This is a genomic window from Sphingomonas sp. (genome assembly GCF_040398505.1).
GTDB lineage: Bacteria > Pseudomonadota > Alphaproteobacteria > Sphingomonadales > Sphingomonadaceae > Sphingomonas.
The window spans coordinates 1-2,276 of the sequence record NZ_JBBATX010000187.1; the positions used below are offsets into that span (position 1 = coordinate 1).

The following is a 2,276-nucleotide window of genomic DNA, read 5'->3' on the forward strand; positions in this document are numbered from 1 at the left end:
TGTCGTCGGCGGTCGAATAGGTCTGCGACTTCTTGGTCGGGATCGTGGTGTTGCGATCGATCATGCGGGTGAACACGCCACCCAGCGTTTCGATGCCAAGCGACAGCGGCGTCACGTCGAGCAGCAGCACGTCCTTGACGTCGCCCTGCAGCACGCCCGCCTGAATGGCGGCGCCCATCGCCACGACCTCATCCGGGTTGACGCCCGAATGCGGCTCCTTGCCGAAGAAGTCCTTCACGACCTGGCGCACCTTGGGCATGCGCGTCATGCCGCCGACGAGGACGACTTCGGTGATGTCGGCCGCCTTGACGCCGGCATCGGCGAGCGCCTTGCGGCACGGCTCGAGCGTCCGCTGGATCAGGTCATCGACCAGTCGTTCGAGATCCGAGCGCGTGATCTGCTTGACGAGATGCTTCGGACCGGTCGCGTCTGCCGTAATGAAGGGCAAATTGACCTCGGTCGTGGCAGCCGAAGACAGCTCGATCTTCGCCTTTTCGGCGGCTTCCTTCAGACGCTGGAGCGCCAGCTTATCCTTGGTAAGGTTGATACCTTCGGCCTTGCGGAAATCGTCCGACAGGAAGTTGAGCAGCTTATTGTCGAAATCTTCGCCGCCAAGGAAGGTATCGCCATTGGTCGCCTTCACTTCGAACACGCCGTCGCCAATCTCGAGGATCGAGATGTCGAAGGTGCCGCCGCCAAGGTCATAGACCGCGATCGTCTTGTTGGTGTCCTTGTCGAGACCATAGGCAAGCGCCGCCGCCGTCGGCTCGTTGATAATGCGGAGCACCTCGAGACCGGCAATCTGCCCAGCATCCTTGGTCGCCTGACGCTGCGCGTCGTTGAAATAGGCCGGCACGGTGATGACGGCTTGCGTAACCGTCTCGCCGAGATACGCCTCAGCGGTTTCCTTCATCTTCTGCAGCGTGAACGCGCTGATCTGCGACGGGCTGTAATCCTTGTCGCCGGCCTTCACCCACGCATCGCCATTCTGGCCCTTGACGATGGTATAGGGCACCAATTCGGTGTCCTTCTTGGTGATCGGATCGTCGAAGCGGCGGCCGATCAGGCGCTTCACCGCGAAAATCGTATTTTCGGGGTTGGTCACTGCCTGGCGCTTGGCCGGCTGACCGACGAGACGCTCGCCATCCTTCGCGAAGGCGACGATCGACGGCGTGGTGCGCGCGCCTTCTGCATTCTCGATAACCTTGGGCTTGCCGCCTTCCATCACGGAGACGCAGCTGTTGGTAGTGCCGAGATCGATTCCGATTACTTTTGCCATTGGTCCTCTGGGGCCCCCGTGTGTCAAAAAATTGCCATTCCGCCGCGCCCTCAGATCAAGCGACGCGACACTCACCTGGCGGATATAGGGGGGCTTTTGCTTGTCGCAAGATTTCACCGCACGTACAGAAGCACACGTTGTTCCCAACACGGGAGAAAGTCGTTGTTCCGCCGGTTCCTCAGTGTCGCCCTTCTGCCGCTCGCCGCGTGCACCCAGCCGCCGCCCGCTTTGTCGGTCGATAAGGGCTATATCCGCCTGAGTGCGGTGCCGAGCCGCCCGGCGGTCGCCTATTTCACCATTCATGGCGGCACGTCCGACGTGACGCTGCTGTCGGTCTCCACCCCGGTGTCGGTGAAGAGTGAGCTTCACGAATCGATGACGTCGGGCACCATGGCGAAGATGACGCCGATCGGGGATTTTCCGGTACGGGCCGGTTCCACCAACGTCTTCGCCCCCGGTGGCAAGCATTTGATGCTGTTTGATATGAACCCGGGCGTTAAGCCCGGTCGCGCGGTCAAGCTGACCTTCACCTTCTCGAACAATCAGCGGATCGATCTCGGCGTGCCGACGATCGCAGCGGGTGCACCCGCGCCGATCAAATGACGGCGCGGCCGCTGACATCGGCCGAGATCAACCTGGCCCAAAGCGTGTTCGGCGCCGCGATCGATTATGCGCCAGTGCGGATCGAACAGCGCAAATGGGCTTTCTTCCAGCCCCGCGAAACGGTCATGGCACCAACCGGGTGCATCCATTTCCACCCAAAGGGTACGCGCTATCGCGACGATTTCGCGTGCGGGACTCTCGATGACCAGGGCCTGCTGATCCACGAGCTGACGCACATCTGGCAAAGCCAGAACGGGATTTACTTGCCGATCCGGCGGCATCCGTTCTGTCGGTACGATTATGCGGTGCGCGCGGGGTGGCGGCTCGAACGCTATGGCATCGAGCAGCAGGCGGAGATCGTCCGCCACACCTTCGTGCTACGCCACGGCGGCTT

General features: G+C 61.6%; 3 protein-coding genes. 2 read left to right on the top strand and 1 reads right to left on the bottom strand.

Translation table 11 applies throughout. The features are described from left to right. Positions 1–1,279, bottom strand: a 1,279-nt coding sequence (gene dnaK, locus ABWP09_RS14210) for a molecular chaperone DnaK (RefSeq protein WP_353205772.1), incomplete at its 3' end; no start/stop codon positions are given. 162 nt (positions 1,280–1,441) lie between these two features. Here dnaK and ABWP09_RS14215 point away from each other — a divergent pair. Both ABWP09_RS14215 and ABWP09_RS14220 read left to right on the top strand, forming a co-directional pair. After that, the gene (locus ABWP09_RS14215) at positions 1,442–1,882 is read left to right on the top strand and encodes a copper chaperone PCu(A)C (protein ID WP_353205773.1); all 441 of its coding nucleotides are present in this window, start codon (positions 1,442–1,444) and stop codon (positions 1,880–1,882) included. Next, the coding region (locus ABWP09_RS14220; RefSeq protein WP_353205774.1) for a vgr related protein at positions 1,879–2,276 on the top strand (398 nt) is incomplete at its 3' end. The genes ABWP09_RS14215 and ABWP09_RS14220, both read left to right, overlap by 4 nt.